General features: G+C 57.0%; 19 protein-coding genes. 9 read left to right on the plus strand and 10 right to left on the minus strand.

Going from position 1 to position 17,807, the window contains the following annotated elements:
- Positions 1-49: 49 nt before the first annotated feature.
- On the minus strand, positions 50-439 hold the full coding sequence (locus USG84_RS05170) for a YdeI family stress tolerance OB fold protein (protein ID WP_151413755.1): 390 nt from the start codon (positions 437-439) through the stop codon (positions 50-52).
- A gap of 139 nt (positions 440-578) precedes the next feature.
- Between USG84_RS05170 and USG84_RS05175 the strand changes: the two genes are divergently transcribed.
- The 4 genes from USG84_RS05175 to USG84_RS05190 are packed head-to-tail and all read left to right on the plus strand — an operon-like array spanning position 579 to position 3,072.
- Positions 579-1,082, plus strand: coding sequence for a hypothetical protein (locus USG84_RS05175; RefSeq protein ID WP_151413761.1), 504 nt, complete (start codon positions 579-581; stop codon positions 1,080-1,082).
- A 9-nt stretch (positions 1,083-1,091) separates the two neighbouring features.
- Positions 1,092-1,538 (plus strand): DUF421 domain-containing protein, encoded by a 447-nt coding sequence (locus USG84_RS05180; protein ID WP_061098259.1) that lies wholly within the window; start codon positions 1,092-1,094, stop codon positions 1,536-1,538.
- 11 nt (positions 1,539-1,549) lie between these two features.
- On the plus strand, positions 1,550-2,068 hold the full coding sequence (locus tag USG84_RS05185) for a 2-oxo-tetronate isomerase (protein WP_061098258.1): 519 nt from the start codon (positions 1,550-1,552) through the stop codon (positions 2,066-2,068).
- A 17-nt stretch (positions 2,069-2,085) separates the two neighbouring features.
- Positions 2,086-3,072 (plus strand): SDR family oxidoreductase, encoded by a 987-nt coding sequence (locus USG84_RS05190; protein WP_253541947.1) that lies wholly within the window; start codon positions 2,086-2,088, stop codon positions 3,070-3,072.
- On the opposite strand, the gene USG84_RS05195 is transcribed toward USG84_RS05190, so the two are convergent.
- The 8 genes from USG84_RS05195 to USG84_RS05230 form a co-directional block, all read right to left on the minus strand.
- On the minus strand, positions 3,073-4,698 hold the full coding sequence (locus USG84_RS05195) for an alpha-amylase family protein (RefSeq protein WP_320738192.1): 1,626 nt from the start codon (positions 4,696-4,698) through the stop codon (positions 3,073-3,075). It lies immediately after the preceding gene.
- Positions 4,699-4,706: 8 nt separating this feature from the next.
- Positions 4,707-5,717 (minus strand): cytochrome d ubiquinol oxidase subunit II, encoded by a 1,011-nt coding sequence (gene cydB / locus USG84_RS05200; RefSeq protein ID WP_061098255.1) that lies wholly within the window; start codon positions 5,715-5,717, stop codon positions 4,707-4,709.
- Positions 5,717-7,120 carry a cytochrome ubiquinol oxidase subunit I gene (locus USG84_RS05205; protein WP_061098254.1) on the minus strand — a complete coding sequence of 468 codons (1,404 nt, stop codon included), beginning with the start codon at positions 7,118-7,120 and terminating at the stop codon, positions 5,717-5,719. The genes cydB and USG84_RS05205 overlap by 1 nt, the downstream gene beginning before the upstream one ends.
- 68 nt (positions 7,121-7,188) lie before the next feature.
- Positions 7,189-8,061 (minus strand): manganese catalase family protein, encoded by an 873-nt coding sequence (locus tag USG84_RS05210; RefSeq protein WP_320726452.1) that lies wholly within the window; start codon positions 8,059-8,061, stop codon positions 7,189-7,191.
- 15 nt (positions 8,062-8,076) lie between these two features.
- Entirely contained in the window at positions 8,077-8,583 is a 507-nt protein-coding gene (locus USG84_RS05215) for a ferritin-like domain-containing protein (protein ID WP_014831871.1), read from the minus strand.
- A gap of 25 nt (positions 8,584-8,608) precedes the next feature.
- Positions 8,609-8,812, minus strand: a complete 204-nt coding sequence (locus USG84_RS05220) for a hypothetical protein (protein ID WP_013096662.1) — start codon at positions 8,810-8,812, stop codon at positions 8,609-8,611.
- Between the two features lie 23 nt (positions 8,813-8,835).
- Positions 8,836-9,330: a ferritin-like domain-containing protein gene (locus USG84_RS05225; RefSeq protein ID WP_008502272.1), complete on the minus strand. Its 495-nt coding sequence runs from the start codon at positions 9,328-9,330 to the stop codon at positions 8,836-8,838.
- Between the two features lie 94 nt (positions 9,331-9,424).
- A complete protein-coding gene (locus USG84_RS05230) occupies positions 9,425-9,610 on the minus strand; it encodes a general stress protein (RefSeq protein WP_004150795.1) in 186 nt (61 codons plus the stop codon).
- 506 nt (positions 9,611-10,116) lie between these two features.
- Here USG84_RS05230 and USG84_RS05235 point away from each other — a divergent pair.
- Both USG84_RS05235 and USG84_RS05240 read left to right on the plus strand, forming a co-directional pair.
- A complete protein-coding gene (locus USG84_RS05235; protein ID WP_151413754.1) occupies positions 10,117-11,460 on the plus strand; it encodes a VOC family protein in 1,344 nt (447 codons plus the stop codon).
- Between the two features lie 43 nt (positions 11,461-11,503).
- Positions 11,504-13,009 carry a carboxylesterase/lipase family protein gene (locus tag USG84_RS05240; RefSeq protein ID WP_151413753.1) on the plus strand — a complete coding sequence of 502 codons (1,506 nt, stop codon included), beginning with the start codon at positions 11,504-11,506 and terminating at the stop codon, positions 13,007-13,009.
- Here the strand turns inward: USG84_RS05240 and USG84_RS05245 are convergent.
- Positions 12,996-13,838, minus strand: coding sequence for a LysR family transcriptional regulator (locus USG84_RS05245; RefSeq protein ID WP_320738193.1), 843 nt, complete (start codon positions 13,836-13,838; stop codon positions 12,996-12,998). The genes USG84_RS05240 and USG84_RS05245 overlap by 14 nt on opposite strands.
- Positions 13,839-13,952: 114 nt before the next feature.
- Between USG84_RS05245 and USG84_RS05250 the strand changes: the two genes are divergently transcribed.
- The 3 genes from USG84_RS05250 (at position 13,953) to USG84_RS05260 (ending at position 17,804) form a co-directional block, all read left to right on the plus strand.
- Positions 13,953-15,122, plus strand: a complete 1,170-nt coding sequence (locus tag USG84_RS05250; RefSeq protein WP_151413752.1) for a pyridoxal phosphate-dependent aminotransferase — start codon at positions 13,953-13,955, stop codon at positions 15,120-15,122.
- Between the two features lie 10 nt (positions 15,123-15,132).
- A complete protein-coding gene (locus USG84_RS05255; protein ID WP_025756391.1) occupies positions 15,133-15,906 on the plus strand; it encodes a transporter substrate-binding domain-containing protein in 774 nt (257 codons plus the stop codon).
- A gap of 242 nt (positions 15,907-16,148) precedes the next feature.
- The gene (locus USG84_RS05260; protein ID WP_151413751.1) at positions 16,149-17,804 is read left to right on the plus strand and encodes a glucan biosynthesis protein D; all 1,656 of its coding nucleotides are present in this window, start codon (positions 16,149-16,151) and stop codon (positions 17,802-17,804) included.
- Positions 17,805-17,807: the final 3 nt, after the last annotated feature.

Genomic DNA, 17,807 nt, shown 5'->3' on the forward strand with positions numbered 1-17,807 from the left:
CCAAGGGGTGAGATTTGATGGATAGTTGCAGCGTTAACGCTTCGCTGAATTATTTCTGCAAACGATCAACACGAACGACGGCAGGCGATGATTTTTTATCAAGCGAACCGTTGATACTGATCATCTGATCGGGTTTTACCGTTCTGCCGTCGAAGACTGCCTGGGGAATAATAACGTCGATTTTTCCGGTTTTATCCTGGAATACAAACTTATCGCCGCTACCGTCAATAAGATTACCGCGCAATGAAATTGTCGCGCCATCGTGCATTTGTTTTGCCTGAACGATGGTCATAATACGCGCGTCGTCGGTTCCACGATATCCGCTATCCAGCGCGTGGGGGGGCGGCGGCGCTTCACCTTTTTGTAACCCGCCGTTATTATCTGCCCATGCAGCTGGAACCAGAAATATCAAAAAAGCGGAAATAAGTGATAATTTCATCTGATATCCTTCATTTTTGAGTGTCTTGACATATTAAGTATTGTTGCTATTCCTTTATGTGGCAAATGTGATAAGTCTTAAAAACATTCTCTTTGGAAATCAAAACTATCATGAAATAAGCGAAACGGTGACGATGACCATGAAGCGTGAAAATGAAAAGTTACCCGGGATAGATGAGAGTTATCGCTTGCTGAGGTTCGAATATACATTTCGCCAGGTGGGTTTTGTGGTACTGCTGGCTATTATTATCGCTGCGGTTGCCGGTCTTTTTTCCAGCGGAACGGTGAGCGATACGGCCAAAACCAATTCCGCTAACTCATTGAGCATAAACTATGAACGCTTCGGTCGGCGGGAGACGGAGTCAAGAATGCAGTTCACCTTCCCGGTGAAAACGGAGGGCAGATATACCCTCAGCCTGACCACCGATAGCAGCGACGTGTACGAGCCCGGCAGCGTCTGGCCGCAGCCAGATAAAATGTATAGCCACGGAAAAACCCTCTATTTGGTCTATGACGACCTGCAAAAATCAGACAATTTCTCTGTTTTATACTTCACGACACCTTCCAGAGCCGGTAAATGGAACACCGTCATCCGCGTCAACAACGAGCCGGAGATTAACCTCTGGCAATTTATTTACCCCTAGGAGGCTGATATGGATATGGTCTTTCGCGCGCTGGCGATTTATCTGTTTCTCGTGGTGGTATTTAAAGTGGCAGGGCGACGCGCGCTGCTGCAGATGACCAGCTTTGATCTCATCCTTCTCTTAATTATTAGTGAGGCGACGCAGCAGGCGCTTTTGGGGCAGGATTTCTCCGTTACCGGCGCAATGATTACCATTACCACGCTGGTGGTCGTTGACATTATATTTGGCCTGATGAAGAAATATTTTTCCCCGGTGGAGAATATCCTGGATGGAACTCCTGTGATTCTGGTTGAGAATGGCGTACCCATAGCGGATAAGCTTAAAAAAGTCGACGTATCTTGTGATGATATTCTGGTGTCAGCGCGTCAAAATAATGGCATTACAGAAATGAGCGAAATTAAATATGCCATACTTGAGCGCAATGGACATATTTCAATCATTCCTGTTGAAAAATAAGAGGCGGCAAAATGAGCAATCTTTTACACGACAGTCATTATACCGTGAGTGAACTCACCAAAAAGCTGGCGAGTAAATTAACCGATGCCGGGCTGCGCTTAACCACCGCGGAATCCTGCACGGGAGGAAAGCTCTCGGTGGCGCTGTGTGCAGAGGAAAACACGGCCGATTTTTATGACGTCGGGCTGGTTGTGTTTAGCGATGAAGCCAAATCGCGGATCCTCGGCGTGCGCCCTGAAACGCTGGCGCGCTATACCGCCGTCAGTGAACAGACGGTGACCGAGATGGCCGCCAGCATCCGCGACATTGCTCAGGCGGATATTAGCATCGCCATCAGCGGCTACGCGGGCCCGGAAGGGGGCGATGACGGCACGGCGGCGGGAACGGTCTGTTTTGCCTGGAATATCTGCGGTGAGACGACAACCCGCACCGTCCTTTTCTCCGGCGACTGCCAGGACGTGGTGGAAAAAGCGGTGCAGTATTCGCTCGCTGAACTGGTGACAAAATTATCGGACGGCAATAACGGCTAAATTCACGCGGAGGTTCTATGGCGGTCATAGTGATTACCGGCGGGACGGCGGGCGTGGGAAAAGCCACGGCGCTGCACTTTGCAAAGGCAGGTTACGATGTGGGGCTTATCGCCCGCGATGAAGCCAGCCTGCACTCAACCCAGGAAGAGCTGCGCCGCTTTGGCGTTAATGCCCACGCGGTGCAGGCGGACGTCGCCGACAGCCAGGCGGTGGTGGATGCGGCTAACGAGATCGAGTATCGCCTCGGGGCGATTGATGTCTGGGTCAACAATGCGATGGGGGCCGTCCTGGCGCCGTTTCGTACCCTGACGCCGGATGAGTTTCGTCGCGTGACTGACGTTACCTATCTTGGGTTTGTTAACGGCACCCGCGCCGCGCTGGAGCTGATGGTGCCCCGCGACAGGGGCGTGATTATCCAGGTGGGGTCCGCGCTGGCCTACCGTTCCATCCCTTTGCAGTCGGCCTACTGCGGAGCCAAAGCGGCGATCCGCGGGTTCACCGATGCGGTGCGCACGGAGCTGATGCACGAGAACAGCCGGGTCCAGCTTTCGATGGTTCAGATGCCGGGGCTCAATACGCCGCAGTTCGAATGGGCGAGGAATAAGTTCGCCTGGGCGATGCGCCCGGTGCCGCCGGTCTTTGAGCCTGAAGTCGCCGCCAGGGCCATCTTTAAGGTTGCGCAGAAACCGGTGCGCGAGCTGTGGGTGGGCAGCAGCACCATCCAGTCCATCGTCGGGCAATTCTTCTTTCCGGGCTACCTTGACCGGCTGATGGTGAAAAAAGCCTGGGAAGGCCAGATGACCGACGATCTGAACGCCGCGGATCGTCGGGACTATCTCGACCAGCCGGTTAACGACCTGCACAAAATCCACGGTCGTTTTACCGACGAAGCGAAGAACCGCGCCCCGTCCGTCACCTCCGGTATGCCGGGCAAGGTGGCGCTGGGGGCGCTCGCGGTGGCGGGGATTATGCTGACGCGCCTGATAACCCGCCGGAAACGCTAATCAGCGCAGCGCGCTGCGGTGCGTCCAGAACCAGCGGTAGCCGTAGCCGCCAATACTGAGTTCGACGGTTTTGCCGCAAACCAGCGCGTCGTCGTAGCGTTTGTCCGCGAGGCAGGCGGTCCAGGTGGCGTTGCGGATCCCCTTTGCGGTGAACTGCACCGGCTGGTCGCTGAAGTTAACGAAGGTCAGGATGCTGCGCTCGTCGGTCTCGTAATAGATCCCCAGCACCGCGTCATGATCGAGGGTGATGAGGCGAAAGGGCGCCACGGCAATTTCGGGGAACTCCGAGCGGGTATTGGCAATATCAATGATCCGGTGCAGGAGCGAGTTGCGGTGAAGCAGCGAATCGGCGACGTTGATTTTCTGATAGCGGTAAGGGCCGTGGTCGATAATCGGCGCGATAAATTTTTCAGGATCGGCCGCCGAAAAACCGCCGCCCCGTGAGCCCGCCCACTGCATTGGGGTGCGAACGGCGTAGCGTTCCTCCAGCTCCAGGTCGTCACCCATGCCGATCTCATCGCCGTAGCGCATCACCGGGACGCCCGGCAGGGAAAAGAGCACCGCGTGGCAGAACGCCAGCCGCTTTGGGTCGCCATTCAGCATCGGTGCCAGACGTCGGCGGATCCCGCGCTGGTAGACGTTCATCTCCTCGTCAGGGGCGAAGGTGTCGAGGACAAACTGTTTATCTTTTTTGCTAATCCCCTCGAGATCCAGCTCGTCGTGGTTGCGCAGCCAGTTGGCAAAACAGCATGAATCGGGCGGGACGATCATCTTCTTCACCGCGTTGCGCAACGGGCGGGCGCTTTTTCTGGCCAGGCTGACGTAAAAATACTTGTTGAGCCAGAAGTTGAGCACCAGATGCAGGCGGTCGTTATTGCCGAAATAGTCTTTATAAACCTCCACGTCCACGTCCACTTCACCGAGCAGGATCGCGTCCGGGTTACGCTGTTCGATAAGACGGCGCATGTGCTCCAGGATCCACAGGCCCTTTTTCTCGTCACCGTTGCCCGCCTGCTTCGTGAGGTGTGATGCGGCATCCAGCCGAAATCCCGATACCCCCAGCTTGAGCCAGAAGAGGATAATATTCTCAATCTCCTTAAGCACGGCGGGCGAGGTCAGGTTCAGGTCCGGCTCGTGGCGGTAGAACATGTGCCGGTAATACTGTCCCGCCTCGTCGTCCCAGCTCCAGACGCTTTTTTCCACGCCGGGGAACATGGGGGGCGTGTCGTCTTCGTCGTTATCCGACCAGATATAGTAGTCGCGGTAGGGCGAGGCGGGGCTGCGGCGGGCCTGCTGGAACCAGGGATGGGCGTCCGAGGTGTGCTGGATAAGCAGCTCAATAATGACCTGTATGCCCAGTTCACGGGCCTGTTCGATAAAGGCGATAATATCGGCCAGTTTTCCGAAGCGGGGATCCACCTGCAGATGGTCGCTGACGTCGTAGCCCTCATCGAGAAAGGGCGTGAGGTAAAACGGGGTGATCCAGATAACCGTCGCCCCCATGCGGCGAATATAGCGCAGCTTGGCCGCTATTCCGGCGATGTCCCCGCAGCCATCGCCGTTCATATCATAAAAAAGCGCGGTATCAATCTGGTAAATAATGGCCCGTGTATGCCAGTCCGTCATAGCGTTCCTCAGTGATAGCCTTCAGTATCCGAAACTTTTCCCCGGAAGACGTAGTAGCTCCAGGCGGTGTACACCAGAATCACCGGAATAATCAGTAGGGTCCCGACCAGCATAAACAGCTGGCTGGCGGGGGGCGCCGCGGCTTCCCACAGGGTGATGCGCGGCGGAATAATGTTTGGCCACAGGCTGATACCCAGGCCGCTAAATCCGAGGAAGATCAGCCCCAGCGTCAGCAGGAAGGGGCGCGAGTGGCTGGCCGGGTTTCGGGTCAGCCGCCAGATCAGCACGCTGAACAGCCCTACCAGCAGGGGAACCGGCAGGAACCAGAAGAAGTTGGGCAGGGTAAACCAGCGGTCGGCCACGTACTGCCAGCCGAGCGGCGTCCAGACGCTGACGACCGCTATCACCACCACCAGGGCCAGCAGCACGTGGCGGGTCAGCTCGCGCATGCGGTGCTGCAACGCGCCTTCACTTTTCATGATAAGCCAGGTGGTGCCCAGCAGCGTGTAGGCGACCACCAGCCCGATACCGCAGAAAAGGTTAAAGGGCGTCAGCCAGTCAAGCGGCGAGCCCACAAAGCGTCTGCCCTCAACCTCAAAGCCGTTGATCACCGCCCCCACGACGATCCCCTGGCTGAAGGTGGCGAGCAGGGAGCCGCCGGCGAAGGAGTAGTCCCAAAACTTGCGGTGCGAAGGCGTCGCTTTAAAGCGAAACTCAAAGGCGACACCGCGAAAGATGAGGCCGATCAGCATCGCGGTGAGGGGGATAGTGAGCGCATCAACGATCACCGCATAGGCCAGCGGGAACGCGCCGAACAGCCCCGCGCCGCCAAGCACCAGCCAGGTCTCGTTGCCGTCCCACACGGGCGCTACGCTGTTGACCATCACATCGCGCTCTTTGGCATCGCCCACGAAGTTAAACAGCAGGCCGATGCCCAAATCAAAGCCATCCATAATGATGTACATCAGCGTGGCAAAGACGATGATGGCAAACCAGATAACAGAGATATCGACGCCCATCAGTTTCTCTCCTGTTCCGGAACAGACTCCGCGGCAGACAGCGGACGGGCGGGGGTGCCCGACGTGTTTGACGTCAGCGTATCGACGGGCTGCGGGCCTTTCTTAATCAGCCGGATGAGGTACACATAGCCCACGCCAAACACCGACGAGTAGACAACGAAGAACGCCAGCAGGCTGATGCTCATCTGCAGGGTGCTGTGCAGGGAAACCGCGTCAATCGTACGCAGATAGCCGTAGACCACCCACGGCTGGCGGCCCACTTCGGTAGTCACCCAGCCGGCGAGCAGCGCCACCAGACCGGCAGGCCCCATGCAGAGGGCAAACCACTGGAACGGACGCGAGCGGTAGAGCCGGTGGCGATAGCGTAGCCAGAGGCTGACCAGGCCGAGGGTAATCATCAGCAGGCCCATTCCAACCATGATGCGGAACGACCAGAAAACGATGGTCGAGTTTGGGCGATCCTCTTTCGGGAAGTCCTTCAGCGCCGGAACCTGCTTATCCAGGCTGTGCGTCAGGATTAGGCTGCCGAGCGCGGGGATCTCCAGACCGTACTTGGTGCGCTCCTCGTCCATGTCCGGCAGGCCAAACAGCAACAGCGGCGTGGCCTCGCCGGGCGGATTTTCCCAGTGCCCCTCAATGGCGGCAATTTTGGCCGGCTGATGCTCAAGCGTGTTCAGGCCGTGCATATCGCCCACCACGGCCTGGATGGGGGCAACCAGCAGCGCCATCCACATCGCCATGGAGAACATGGTTCGTATGGCGGGGGTATCGTTACCGCGCAGCAGGTGCCATGCGCCCGACGCGCCGACGAACAGCGCGCTGCTCAGAAACGCGGCGATGGCCATATGAATCAGGCGGTAAGGGAAGGAGGGGTTAAAGATAATCGCCAGCCAGTCCTGCGGAATAACCTGCCCGTTCTCGATGGTAAAACCCTGCGGGGTGTGCATCCAGCTGTTTGAGGCGAGGATCCAGAAGGTCGACATCAGCGTGCCGAGAGCCACCATGCAGGTTGAAAAAAAGTGCAGCCCAGGGCCGACCTTGTTCCAGCCGAACATCATCACGCCAAGGAACCCGGCTTCAAGGAAGAAGGCGGTTAACACCTCGTAGGTCAGCAGAGGGCCGGTAATGCTGCCCGCGAACTGGGAGAACCCGCTCCAGTTGGTGCCGAACTGATACGCCATGACCAGCCCGGAAACCACCCCCATCCCGAAGTTGACGGCAAATATCTTGAGCCAGAAGTGGTAAAGCGAGCGCCAGACGTCGTTTTTGGTGCGCAGCCACATGCCTTCCAGCACGACAAGATAGCTGGCAAGACCAATGGTGATCGCCGGGAAAAGGATGTGAAACGAGACGGTAAAAGCGAACTGAATTCTGGCGAGATGGAATGCATCAAGTTCGAACATGGTCCGTACCTCTGAAGCGATGGGGCACGAGAATTGCCGGACAGCGCAGGGCTGCCCGGCAAAACCGATTACGGTTTTTTCTTACCGGCGCCCAGCTCGGCACCGGTCAGCGGGTCGGAATGGGGATCGGACTTCGTGCGGGCAGACATCGCCTTAACCAGGGTTGCCTGTTCAGCTGTGAGCGTCACGCTGGCGCTGCCGTCTCCTCCATCAACCGCAGGCTGGGGGGACTCAACGTAATCAAAGTGCTTATCGCTGTTCCAGCTTCCGCGAACCTCTCCACCTTCAGACATATTGTAGTACTTGTTGGTGAATTCCTCGATTGGCGGCAGTTTTCCCGGCGGGAAATTGTTGCGAATGGACTGCAGAGCCTTCTCAAAGGAGAGCTGATGCGCCGCCTCACGCGTCATCAGAAACGCCAGCGCATCCTTCACTCCGGGATCGTCAGTGACGTTGATTAGCCGTTCATAGATGATTTTCGCCCTGGCCTCTGCCGCCACGTTCGAGCGTAGATCCGCCGTCGGCTCGCCGATGGTATCGACATAGGCCGCCGTCCACGGCACGCCCGCCGAGTTAGTGAGCGGGGTACCGCCGCCGTAGAGAAGGGAGGTGATGTGGCTGTCGTTACCGTTTTCGGTCATGGACCGATACAGTTCAGCCTCATTTTCAACCCCTTCCGCCAGCTCGCCTTTGGCGCCTTTGTTCAGCATACCGACCAGCGTACCGATGATTTCGAGGTGGCTAAGCTCCTCGGTTGCTATATCCATCAGCATATCCTTACGGCCAGGATCGTCATCGCTCAACCCTTGCGTAAAGTAGCGGCAGGCGGCCGCCAGCTCGCCCTGCGGCCCGCCAAACTGTTCGAGCAACAGATTGGCAAGACCCGGATTCGGTTCAGCAACGCGAACCGTGTACTGCAGCTGTTTAACGTGTCGAAACATGCAGACTCTCCAGAGTTATTTTTTCGCTTCGACACCCGATGCGTCTGAACGCAGCAGGAACTGTTCCGTCGTCTGGGGGATGTGGCGAATCAGCCAGTCGGCCATCTCGCGCTCTTCCGCCAGGATCGTCTCAATGGCGGGCACGGAGGCGGTATCGCCCGCTTTTTTCGCGGCAGCAAGCAGGGAGGTATAGCAGGCGATTTCAAACTGTTCGAAAACATAGCCGCTGATCGAGCCCTTAACGATCTCATCAGAGGGGAACATGCCGCCGATGGACTGACCCAGCGCCGCCATTTTGCTCATCGAGTCTTTTAAAACCGAACGAGAAATATCATTACGGTCGAGGATTTCCTCCAGCAATGTAATTTGCCGTTTTGTCTCATTAATATGCTGTTCAATTCTGGCGCGAACATCAGGATAATTATCGATGCGGCTGGCCATGGATTCCAGCATTGACTCGGCTTGCTTTTCCATCGCATGGGCATCGCGTAGCCAGTCATGGTAGTGTTCTACGTGATTCATCATTGTATCCTCATTATGGGTTCGCTTATTTGGTCTCACTTTCAGCAGCCTGATCGGCACGCGCGGCACTGTAGCCAGACAAATGGCCGACAATATTAGCGTATATACTGATGATAATGACCCATAGCACGCTGTTCTTCCACCATATTACGGAAGGGATAGCGAGAATGAACCATATTATAGCTGCCGTTAAATGGCACCGTTTAATTGTCCTGGGACTGATGCTCATTTTATTTAACCTGTATTATTGCGTCATTTCTGCGCTTTTTGGTTAATATTTCCAACGGCCAGATCGGTGAGTTTAAGGTCGGTCTCTTTTTCTTCTTCCAGCGTTTCGGCAAGAAGTTTAACGGCTTTTTTATAGCCCAGCTGTTCTGCGAGTGTTGCAAGGGTACCGTAACTGGCAATTTCGTAATGCTCTACTTTTTGCGCAGCGGCAATTAGGGCAGCATCACGGACTTCATTTTTTTCCGTACTTTCGATGACTTCGTTGGCTTCTTCAATTAAGCCTTCCATCGCCACGCATTTCATGCGCTTGAGTTTGATACCGTCTTCCTGTTCAACGATCTGGTCGATACGTTCGATCTGACCCTGCGTCTCTTCAAGGTGTGCGGTAAAGGCCGCGCTCAGTTTCTCGCTGGATGCGGCACGGGCAAGCTTACTCAGCGCGCGGGTTAGCTGTTTTTCCGCACTGTAGGTATCCGACAGAAGATGAATAAATACATCCTCAACGCTTTTCATATTCATAATTATTACGCTCCGGTAAAATAAGGAGAGGGTACTGCGAGCTTTTCAGCCCGCAGCATGCTCTCTGGTATTATTAAAAGAGTACTAAATAAGATCAGGAGTTATCAGATTTACGGCCTCCGCCGTGACTGTTCTGTCCCCCTTTCTTACCCGCTTCAGATGCGCGTTGCGGATCGTTTTTAAAATTACCACCGCTGTGCTGGCCACCTTTACGTCCAGCTTCTGATGCTTTTTCACGGTCTTCAGCGAAATTACCGGAACCACCACGATGCTCTGCCATATTAAACCTCATATTCATATATTGGTTATGTCAGTACGATACGAAAATATTCCGTATCACTCGTCGTTCGAGTAATAACTCTAGTCGCTGTGCGACATTCGTCAAATGCGTTTCGCCATTAGCGGTTACGTTATATTTAATTATTGCTGCGTTTGCGCTTCGCTTGGTTGGGAAATATGGAAGGGTGGGAAGGACTTGTAAACAAACGCTCGGATTAGTCCTAAGTTTAAGTTAAAAAGCGCAAGGTCGAGGCTGATAATAATGGCGTAACCAAATCGGATAATTTGCAAGCGATGAGATGGAAAAGATTACCCCTTTAGGGCTAGAAAAAATAGCCGCTACGAATCATAAGGAAAATCCTGGAAAAAGATGACGAGGCGCCCGGCAGGGGTCGGTAGCACACGGTTTAACCACTGGCGTCTTAAGATCACAAATCAGAAATTCTTCCCCCCGGAAGGAACGGCCTTCTCTACACTCCAGGTAATATTCACTGGAGGCATGACATCATGGCGAACACCATCACGGCTGATGATATTCGGGAACACTTTTCGCAGGCTATGTCGGCGATGTACCAGCAGGAAGTTCCGCAGTACGGCACCTTGCTTGAGCTGGTCGCGGACGTAAACCTGGCGGTTCTGGAAAATAACCCACTATTACATGAACAACTGGCGAACGCCGACGAGCTGGCGCGCCTGAACGTGGAGCGTCACGGGGCGATCCGCGTTGGCACCGCACAAGAGCTTTCCACCCTGCGTCGTATGTTTGCCATCATGGGCATGTTCCCGGTCAGCTATTACGATCTCTCGCAGGCGGGGGTGCCGGTTCACTCAACGGCGTTTCGTCCGGTTGACGATGCGGCGCTGTGCCGTAATCCGTTTCGTATCTTTACCTCACTGCTGCGCCTTGAGCTGATTGAAAACGTGGCGTTGCGCGAGCGGGCGGCAGAAATTCTCTCTCACCGGAACATCTTTACGCCGCGCTGTCTGGAACTTATTGACCTCCACGAGTCGGAAGGGCATTTTACCGAAGCGCAGGCGCACGAGTTTGTGCAGGAAGCGTTAGAAACCTTCCGCTGGCACCGTCATGCTACGGTCGACCAGGAGACCTACCTGGCGCTGAGTAATGAGCACCGCCTGATAGCTGACGTCGTCTGCTTCCCGGGCTGCCATATCAACCACCTCACGCCGCGCACGCTGGACATCGACCGGGTACAGGAGCTGATGCCGAAGTACGGCATTGAGCCAAAAATTCTGATCGAAGGGCCGCCGCGTCGTGAAGTGCCGATCCTGCTGCGTCAGACCAGCTTTAAAGCCCTCGAAGAGCCGGTGCTTTTCGCCGGGGAACATAAAGGCACCCACACCGCGCGCTTCGGTGAAATTGAACAGCGCGGCGTGGCGCTGACCCCGAAAGGCCGTGAACTGTACGATAGCCTGCTGGCCCAGGCCGGAACCGGAAAAGATAACCTTACGCACCAGCTGCATCTGCGGGAGATTTTCAGCGCCTTCCCGGACAGCGAAATGTTCCTGCGCCGTCAGGAGCTGGCGTATTTTCGCTATCGCCTGACCCCGGCGGGAGAGGCCCATCGTCACGCGTTTCGTCCGGGCGATGACCCGCAGCCGCTGATCGAACGCGGGTGGGTGGTGGCCCAGCCGATAATCTACGAAGATTTCCTTCCGGTCAGCGCGGCGGGGATTTTCCAGTCCAATCTTGGAAATGAAACCCAGGCGCGCAGCCACGGGAATGCCAGCCGCAATGCGTTTGAAGCCGCGCTCGGCTGTCCGGTGTATGACGAATTTACGCTCTACGAGGAGGCGGAAACGCGCAGCAAACAGCGTTGCGGTTTGCTCTGAAATCGTTACTCTTCAGGGGTGTGATGGAAAAAATAAGGTCGTTATGCAAAATCCTTCCGCCCCTGTGGTTGAAACGCGCCAGGGCGCACTGTCTGGTTTAACCGATGAAAACGTTCACCTCTGGCGCGGTATTCCCTATGCCGCACCGCCCGTTGGCGACTGGCGCTGGCGCTCACCCCGGCCGCCGGAACGCTGGGACGGCGTGCGTGAAGCTACCGCCTTTTCGCCCTCAAGCTGGCAAAGCAGTGAATATTGTCAGGAGCTGGGCGGGGGCGATCCCGGCCAGTTTTCTGAAGACTGCCTCTATCTGAACGTCTGGTCTCCCGTCGACCGTACCGGGCCGCTGCCGGTCATGGTCTGGCTGCACGGAGGGGGGTTTACAATTGGCGCCGGAAGCCTGCCGCCCTATAACGGCAAGGCCCTGGCATCCCGTGGGGTGGTTATCGTCACGATTAACTACCGTCTCGGCCATCTCGGCTTCTTTGCCCATCCCGCGCTTGAGGGGGAAGAAGAGCGGGTGGTGCATAATTTTGCCCTGCTGGATCAGATCGCCGCGCTCGAATGGGTGCGGGAGAATATCGCCGCGTTTGGTGGCGACCCTACTAACGTGACCCTGTTTGGTGAATCCGCCGGCGCGCGCAGCGTGCTGTCGCTGCTGGCCTCGCCGCTGGCGGAAGGACTATTTCATAAGGCGATAGTGCAAAGCGGGTACACCCTGCCGGATACGCCGCGCGAGCAGGCCCTGCAAAAAGGGGAAGCGCTGGCCGCCCACTTCGGGCTGGAGAACGCGACGGCAGAGCAGCTGCGCGCCATCCCGCCCGAGGCGTTCTGGCCGCTGACCGCGCCGCTGAACGTCGCCCCGGCGCCCATCGTCGGGGATTGCGTTCTGCCGGAGGCGATGCTGGACGTCTTTTTCGCCGCCCGTCAGCATCCCGTGCCGGTGATGATTGGCTCCAACAGCGATGAAGCCAGCGTGATGGCGGTGTTTGGTGTCGATCTCGCCGGGCAGATCCAGAAGCTTCGCCGGGAGCGCCGCTTCGGGCTGGGGCTCATCAAGCTGCTTTATCCGGGCGTGAAAGGCGACGAGGAGCTCGGCAGGCAGGTGTGCCGCGACATGGCCTTCACCACCATGGGCTACGTGGTGATGCAGGCGCAGCAGCGCGTCGGCGGGCTTTGCTGGCGTTACTGGTTTGACTATGTGGCCGAAGCGGAACATGACACCTATATCAACGGTGCCTGGCACGGCAATGAGGTGCCGTACGCGTTCGATACCCTCGGGCAGGTGGAGCCTTCGCGCCAGTACGTTAACGAACGGGATCTGACGTTTGCCGCCCGGGTGGCTGATTACTGGGTAAGCTTTGCGCGCGATGCCGGAACGCATGACAGCCTTCACGGGCCGACGCGCTGGCCCGCCTGCCGCAAAGGGCGGGATGTGCTGTTACGTATTGGCGTGAATAAAGATGCAGGTTTCAGGCTTGAAAACCGATTTATGCGCGCCCGCATGAGCCTCTTCAAGCGCGTGATGAAGCACCACGTCAGCCTCGATTAAGCAAACAGGCGCGAAACGCCGCCAGACCATTTTCCTGACAAGGCGTTTCGCGCAGCACCAGCCGGTAGCTCGCGCCGGTTTTTATGCTGGTCTCATAGGGCCGCATCAGCCTTCCGGCGCGGACATCTTCTGCCACCAGCGTTTCGTCGGCGATGGCCACGCCCAGGCCCTGAATGGCGGCGGTAATGGAGAGATCCATCGTATCGAAGTGTTGATTTTTGTGCATAACAAAGCCCGGACCTTCCTGATTCGCCAGCCACAGTGACCAGTCTGTCTTATCCCTTGTCGGGTGAAGAAACGTCAGTGAACCCAGTGCGGCACCCGCCCGCACGGGGCTGAATACCGGGGTGAGCGCCTCTTCGAACAGCAGATCGCCTGCGCTCATGTGCGTGCCGAAGACGATGGCGGCGTCGTAAGATTCGGTTTTGAAATTGACGTTATGATCGGTGGTGGTGGTCAATGCGATCTGCAGATCCGGCTGCTCGCGCTCTACCTCCAGCAGGCGCGGCACCAGCCAGCGCATCGCGCAGGTGGGGGCCTTGAGGCGGATCACCGTGTGCTGGCTGCGGGCCTGGTCGGCCACGCTCAGCAGCTGTTCGAATGAGGACTGCAGCTCGGGAAGCAGGGCGCTGCCCTGCGGGGAGAGGCGCAGCCCGCGCGCGTGGCGCTCAAACAGCGGAAAGCCAAACCACGCTTCAAGGGAAGCAATCTTACGGCTCACGGCCCCCTGCGTCAGGCACAGCTCCGCGGCGGCGTGGGTAAGGTTCAGATGACGCGCGGTGACTAAAAATGCGTCGATGGCATTGAGCGGGAGCGAACGGCGCGACATTAAAACACCTCAGCTATGCATTTTTCTCATGGCTATTATGACAACAATTCGATTGTCCCGGCAACGCAGATGTTGTTTGAATAGTTATGCAATATCCATGAGAAGGGAAAGAGGATGACTTTACGAACGCCGGTGCAAACGCGCTCCAAGCTGCCAGACGTGGGGACCACCATTTTTACCGTTATCGGCCAGCTTTCGGCCCAGCATAACGCCATCAACCTTTCTCAGGGGGCACCGAATTTTTCCTGCGACCCGAAGCTGATTGCCGGCGTCACCCGCGCGATGGAGGCAGGGCATAACCAGTATGCGTCGATGACCGGCCTGCAGCCGCTCAAAGAGCGCATTGCCGATAAAATTGCCGCGCTCTACGGCACGCGGTACGACCCTGCCAGCGAGGTGCTGGTCACCGCCAGCGCCAGCGAAGGGCTCTATTCCGCGATAAGCGGGCTGGTGCACCCTGGCGACGAGGTGATCTACTTTGAGCCGTCGTTTGACAGCTACGCGCCGATTGTGCGTCTTCAGGGGGCAACGCCTGTCGCCATCAAGCTCACGGTGCCGGATTTTGCCGTCAACTGGGATGAGGTCCGTGCGGCCATCACCCCGCGCACGCGCATGATCGTCATCAATACGCCGCACAACCCGAGCGGCCAGGTCTTCTCCGCTAATGACCTGCAGCAGCTGGCGGCGCTGACGCGCAATACCGACATCATTATTTTGTCTGACGAAGTGTACGAACACGTCGTGTTTGATGGGGAACCGCACCGCGGGATGGCCACGCACCCGCAGCTGGCGGAGCGCAGCGTGATTATTTCTTCTTTCGGAAAAACCTATCACGTCACCGGCTGGCGCGTGGGTTATTGTGTGGCACCCGCGGAGCTGATGGACGAGATATGTAAAGTCCATCAATTTTTGATGTTCTCTGCCGATACGCCAATGCAGCACGCGTTTGCAGAACATATGACCGATCCGCAAACCTGGCTGGCGCTGTCGGCGTTTTACCAGCGCAAGCGCGATCTGCTGCACGGCCTGCTGGCCGATTCGCCGTTTACCCTGCTGCCGAGCGCCGGGTCGTTCTTTATGCTGGCGGACTACAGCCGGTTCAGCGACGAGCGCGACAGCGAGCTGGTGAAGCGGCTGATCGTTGAGTACGGCGTTGCCACCATTCCGCTGTCGGCGTTTTATGCCGACGGCACGGATAATAAGTTGATTCGTCTCTCTTTTGCGAAGGATGAGTCGACGTTACGGGCAGGTGCCCAGGCCCTGTGTCGGGTTAAACCACGCTAAGGAGTATGAGATGAAATTACGCGCGTTAGTTGTCGGCATGGGATTGCTGTGTACGTTTTCTTCCTTCGCGGCCACCGAGCTGCGCTACGGTCTGGAAGCGGAGTACCCGCCGTTTGAGAGCCGCAACGCGGCAGGCGAGCTGGAAGGATTTGACGTTGAGCTGGGGAATGCCATCTGCAAAGCGGCTGCGCTGAAGTGCAGCTGGGTAGAAACCTCGTTTGACGCGCTGATCCCGGGGCTGGTGGCGAAGAAGTTTGACGCTATCAACTCGGCGATGAATATCACCGAACAGCGCCGCAAGAGCATTGATTTTACCCAGCCGATCTACCGTATTCCGTCTCAGCTGGTCGGCAAGGCCGGTACGGCGGTCGAAGCGACGCCTGAAGGGCTGAAGGGGAAAACCATCGGCGTGCTGCAGGGGTCAATTCAGGAAACCTATGCCAAAGAGCACTGGGAAAAGCAGGGTGTCACCGTGGTGTCTTATAAAGATCAGAATATGGCCTGGGGTGACCTGCTGAATGGCCGCATTGACGCCTCGCTGGTGATGTCCGCGGCCGGGCAGGCGGGTTTCCTCAGCAAGCCGCAGGGGAAAGGGTTTGGCTTCATCGGCAAACCGGTGTCTGACGACACGATCCTCGGCAGTGGGATCGGCTTTGGGTTGCGCAAAGGTGACGAGGCCACCAAAAAGCAGCTTGATGCCGCCATTGATAAAGTACGTGCCGACGGCACGATCGCCAAACTCGCTGATAAGTACTTCCCGGGTATCGATGTCAGCGTAAAATAACCGCCTCATTGGCCCCGGCGAACGATGTCGCGCCGGGGCATTTTTCTACACATTTTCCAGGCTTTCTTTACACCACTTTCGGGCCGTTCTGGTCGACAGAAAATATTTCTCACTTTGTTCAGATAATCACCGGCCAACAATTGGATTCTTAACCATTTTTGTTTAGGCTGTGCGTTCTTTCTTGCCGTCATTTCGCCAAGCGCGAAACACATTCACACGACCATAAGGACGTTTTTCCAGGCATGAATCGCAGACGTTTTCTAAAAGGCTCGCTGGCTGTGGCAGCCCTGAGCGGCACCTCCGGCCTTGCTTCCCTGTTTTCCAAAGCGGCATACGCTGCTGACTCTGACATCGCTGACGGTCAGAGCCGTCGGTTTGACTTCTCCGTACTGCAATCCATGGCGCATGACCTGGCGAAAACCCCGTGGGGTGGCGCGCCGCGTCCGCTGCCGGAGACGCTGGCGACCATGACGCCGCAGGCGTATAACGCCATCCGCTACGATGAAAAACAGTCTCTGTGGAACAACATTGAAGGGCGTCAGCTGGACGTGCAGTTCTTCCATATGGGAATGGGGTTCCGCCGCCGCGTGCGGATGTTCTCGCTGGACCAGTCGACCTCTATGGCGCGCGAGATCCACTTCCGCCCCGAGCTGTTCAGCTACGGTGACACGGGAGTTGATACCAAACAGCTTGAAGGGCAAAGCGATCTCGGCTTTGCGGGCTTCCGCGCCTTTAAAGCGCCAGAGCTGGCGCGCCGCGATATCGTCTCTTTCCTGGGCGCGAGCTATTTCCGCGCGGTGGATGATACCTACCAGTACGGCCTTTCCGCGCGCGGTCTGGCGGTAGATACCTTTACCGACACCCCGGAAGAGTTCCCGGACTTCACCTCCTTCTGGTTTGAAACCGTTAAGCCTGGCGATACCACCTTTACCGTCTATACGCTGCTGGACAGCCCGAGCGTCACCGGTGCCTATAAATTCGTGATCCACTGCGAGAAGAGCCAGGTGATCATGGAGGTGGAAAACCATCTCTACGCGCGTAAGGACATTAAGCAGCTGGGCATCGCGCCGATGACCAGCATGTTCAGCTGCGGCAATAATGAACGCCGCATGTGCGACACCATTCACCCGCAAATCCACGACTCCGACCGCCTGGCAATGTGGCGCGGCAACGGGGAGTGGATCTGCCGTCCGCTGAATAACCCGCAGAAGCTGCAGTTCAATGCCTATCTGGATAAAAATCCGAAAGGGTTCGGCCTGCTGCAGCTCGATCGCGATTTCTCCCACTATCAGGACGTGATGGGCTGGTATAACAAGCGCCCTAGCCTGTGGGTTGAGCCGCGCAACGACTGGGGGAAAGGATCCATCGCGCTGATGGAGATCCCAACCACCGGTGAAACGCTGGATAACGTGGTCTGCTTCTGGCAGCCGGAAAAACCGGTGAAAGCGGGCGACGAGCTGGACTTTAAATATCGTCTCTACTGGAGCGCGCAGCCGCCGGTGCGTTCCCCGCTGGCCAACGTTTACGCGACCCGCACCGGTATGGGCGGCTTCCCGGAGGGCTGGGCGCCGGGCGAACACTATCCGAAAGTGTGGGCCCGCCGCTTTGCTATCGACTTCGTCGGCGGTGACCTGAAGGCCGCCGCGCCGAAGGGCATTGAGCCGGTGATTACGCTCTCCAGCGGTGAAGCAAAGCAGGTTGAGATCCTCTACGTTGAACCGTTTGACGGCTATCGCATTCTGTTTGACTGGTATCCAACCTCTGACTCTACCGAACCGGTGGATATGCGTCTGTTCCTGCGCTGCCAGGGCGATGCCATCAGCGAAACCTGGCTGTATCAGTATTTCCCGCCAGCGCCGGATAAACGTAATTACGTTGACGATCGGGTAATGCGTTAACGA

It is taken from the genome of Enterobacter sp. 168J2 (genome assembly GCF_034107265.1).
Classification (GTDB): Bacteria; Pseudomonadota; Gammaproteobacteria; order Enterobacterales; family Enterobacteriaceae; genus Enterobacter; species Enterobacter nematophilus.

Excerpts from the sequence above, each read along its gene's own strand:
- USG84_RS05170 (WP_151413755.1), bottom strand. The coding sequence starts at position 439 with ATGAAATTATCACTTATTTCCGCTTTTTTGATATTTCTGGTTCCAGCT.
- USG84_RS05175 (WP_151413761.1), top strand. The coding sequence starts at position 579 with ATGAAGCGTGAAAATGAAAAGTTACCCGGGATAGATGAGAGTTATCGC.
- USG84_RS05180 (WP_061098259.1), top strand. The coding sequence starts at position 1,092 with ATGGATATGGTCTTTCGCGCGCTGGCGATTTATCTGTTTCTCGTGGTG.
- USG84_RS05185 (WP_061098258.1), top strand. The coding sequence starts at position 1,550 with ATGAGCAATCTTTTACACGACAGTCATTATACCGTGAGTGAACTCACC.
- USG84_RS05190 (WP_253541947.1), top strand. The coding sequence starts at position 2,086 with ATGGCGGTCATAGTGATTACCGGCGGGACGGCGGGCGTGGGAAAAGCC.
- USG84_RS05195 (WP_320738192.1), bottom strand. The coding sequence starts at position 4,698 with ATGACGGACTGGCATACACGGGCCATTATTTACCAGATTGATACCGCG.
- cydB (WP_061098255.1), bottom strand. The coding sequence starts at position 5,717 with ATGGGCGTCGATATCTCTGTTATCTGGTTTGCCATCATCGTCTTTGCC.
- USG84_RS05205 (WP_061098254.1), bottom strand. The coding sequence starts at position 7,120 with ATGTTCGAACTTGATGCATTCCATCTCGCCAGAATTCAGTTCGCTTTT.
- USG84_RS05210 (WP_320726452.1), bottom strand. The coding sequence starts at position 8,061 with ATGTTTCGACACGTTAAACAGCTGCAGTACACGGTTCGCGTTGCTGAA.
- USG84_RS05215 (WP_014831871.1), bottom strand. The coding sequence starts at position 8,583 with ATGAATCACGTAGAACACTACCATGACTGGCTACGCGATGCCCATGCG.
- USG84_RS05220 (WP_013096662.1), bottom strand. The coding sequence starts at position 8,812 with ATGAGCATCAGTCCCAGGACAATTAAACGGTGCCATTTAACGGCAGCT.
- USG84_RS05225 (WP_008502272.1), bottom strand. The coding sequence starts at position 9,330 with ATGAATATGAAAAGCGTTGAGGATGTATTTATTCATCTTCTGTCGGAT.
- USG84_RS05230 (WP_004150795.1), bottom strand. The coding sequence starts at position 9,610 with ATGGCAGAGCATCGTGGTGGTTCCGGTAATTTCGCTGAAGACCGTGAA.
- USG84_RS05235 (WP_151413754.1), top strand. The coding sequence starts at position 10,117 with ATGGCGAACACCATCACGGCTGATGATATTCGGGAACACTTTTCGCAG.
- USG84_RS05240 (WP_151413753.1), top strand. The coding sequence starts at position 11,504 with ATGCAAAATCCTTCCGCCCCTGTGGTTGAAACGCGCCAGGGCGCACTG.
- USG84_RS05245 (WP_320738193.1), bottom strand. The coding sequence starts at position 13,838 with ATGTCGCGCCGTTCGCTCCCGCTCAATGCCATCGACGCATTTTTAGTC.
- USG84_RS05250 (WP_151413752.1), top strand. The coding sequence starts at position 13,953 with ATGACTTTACGAACGCCGGTGCAAACGCGCTCCAAGCTGCCAGACGTG.
- USG84_RS05255 (WP_025756391.1), top strand. The coding sequence starts at position 15,133 with ATGAAATTACGCGCGTTAGTTGTCGGCATGGGATTGCTGTGTACGTTT.
- USG84_RS05260 (WP_151413751.1), top strand. The coding sequence starts at position 16,149 with ATGAATCGCAGACGTTTTCTAAAAGGCTCGCTGGCTGTGGCAGCCCTG.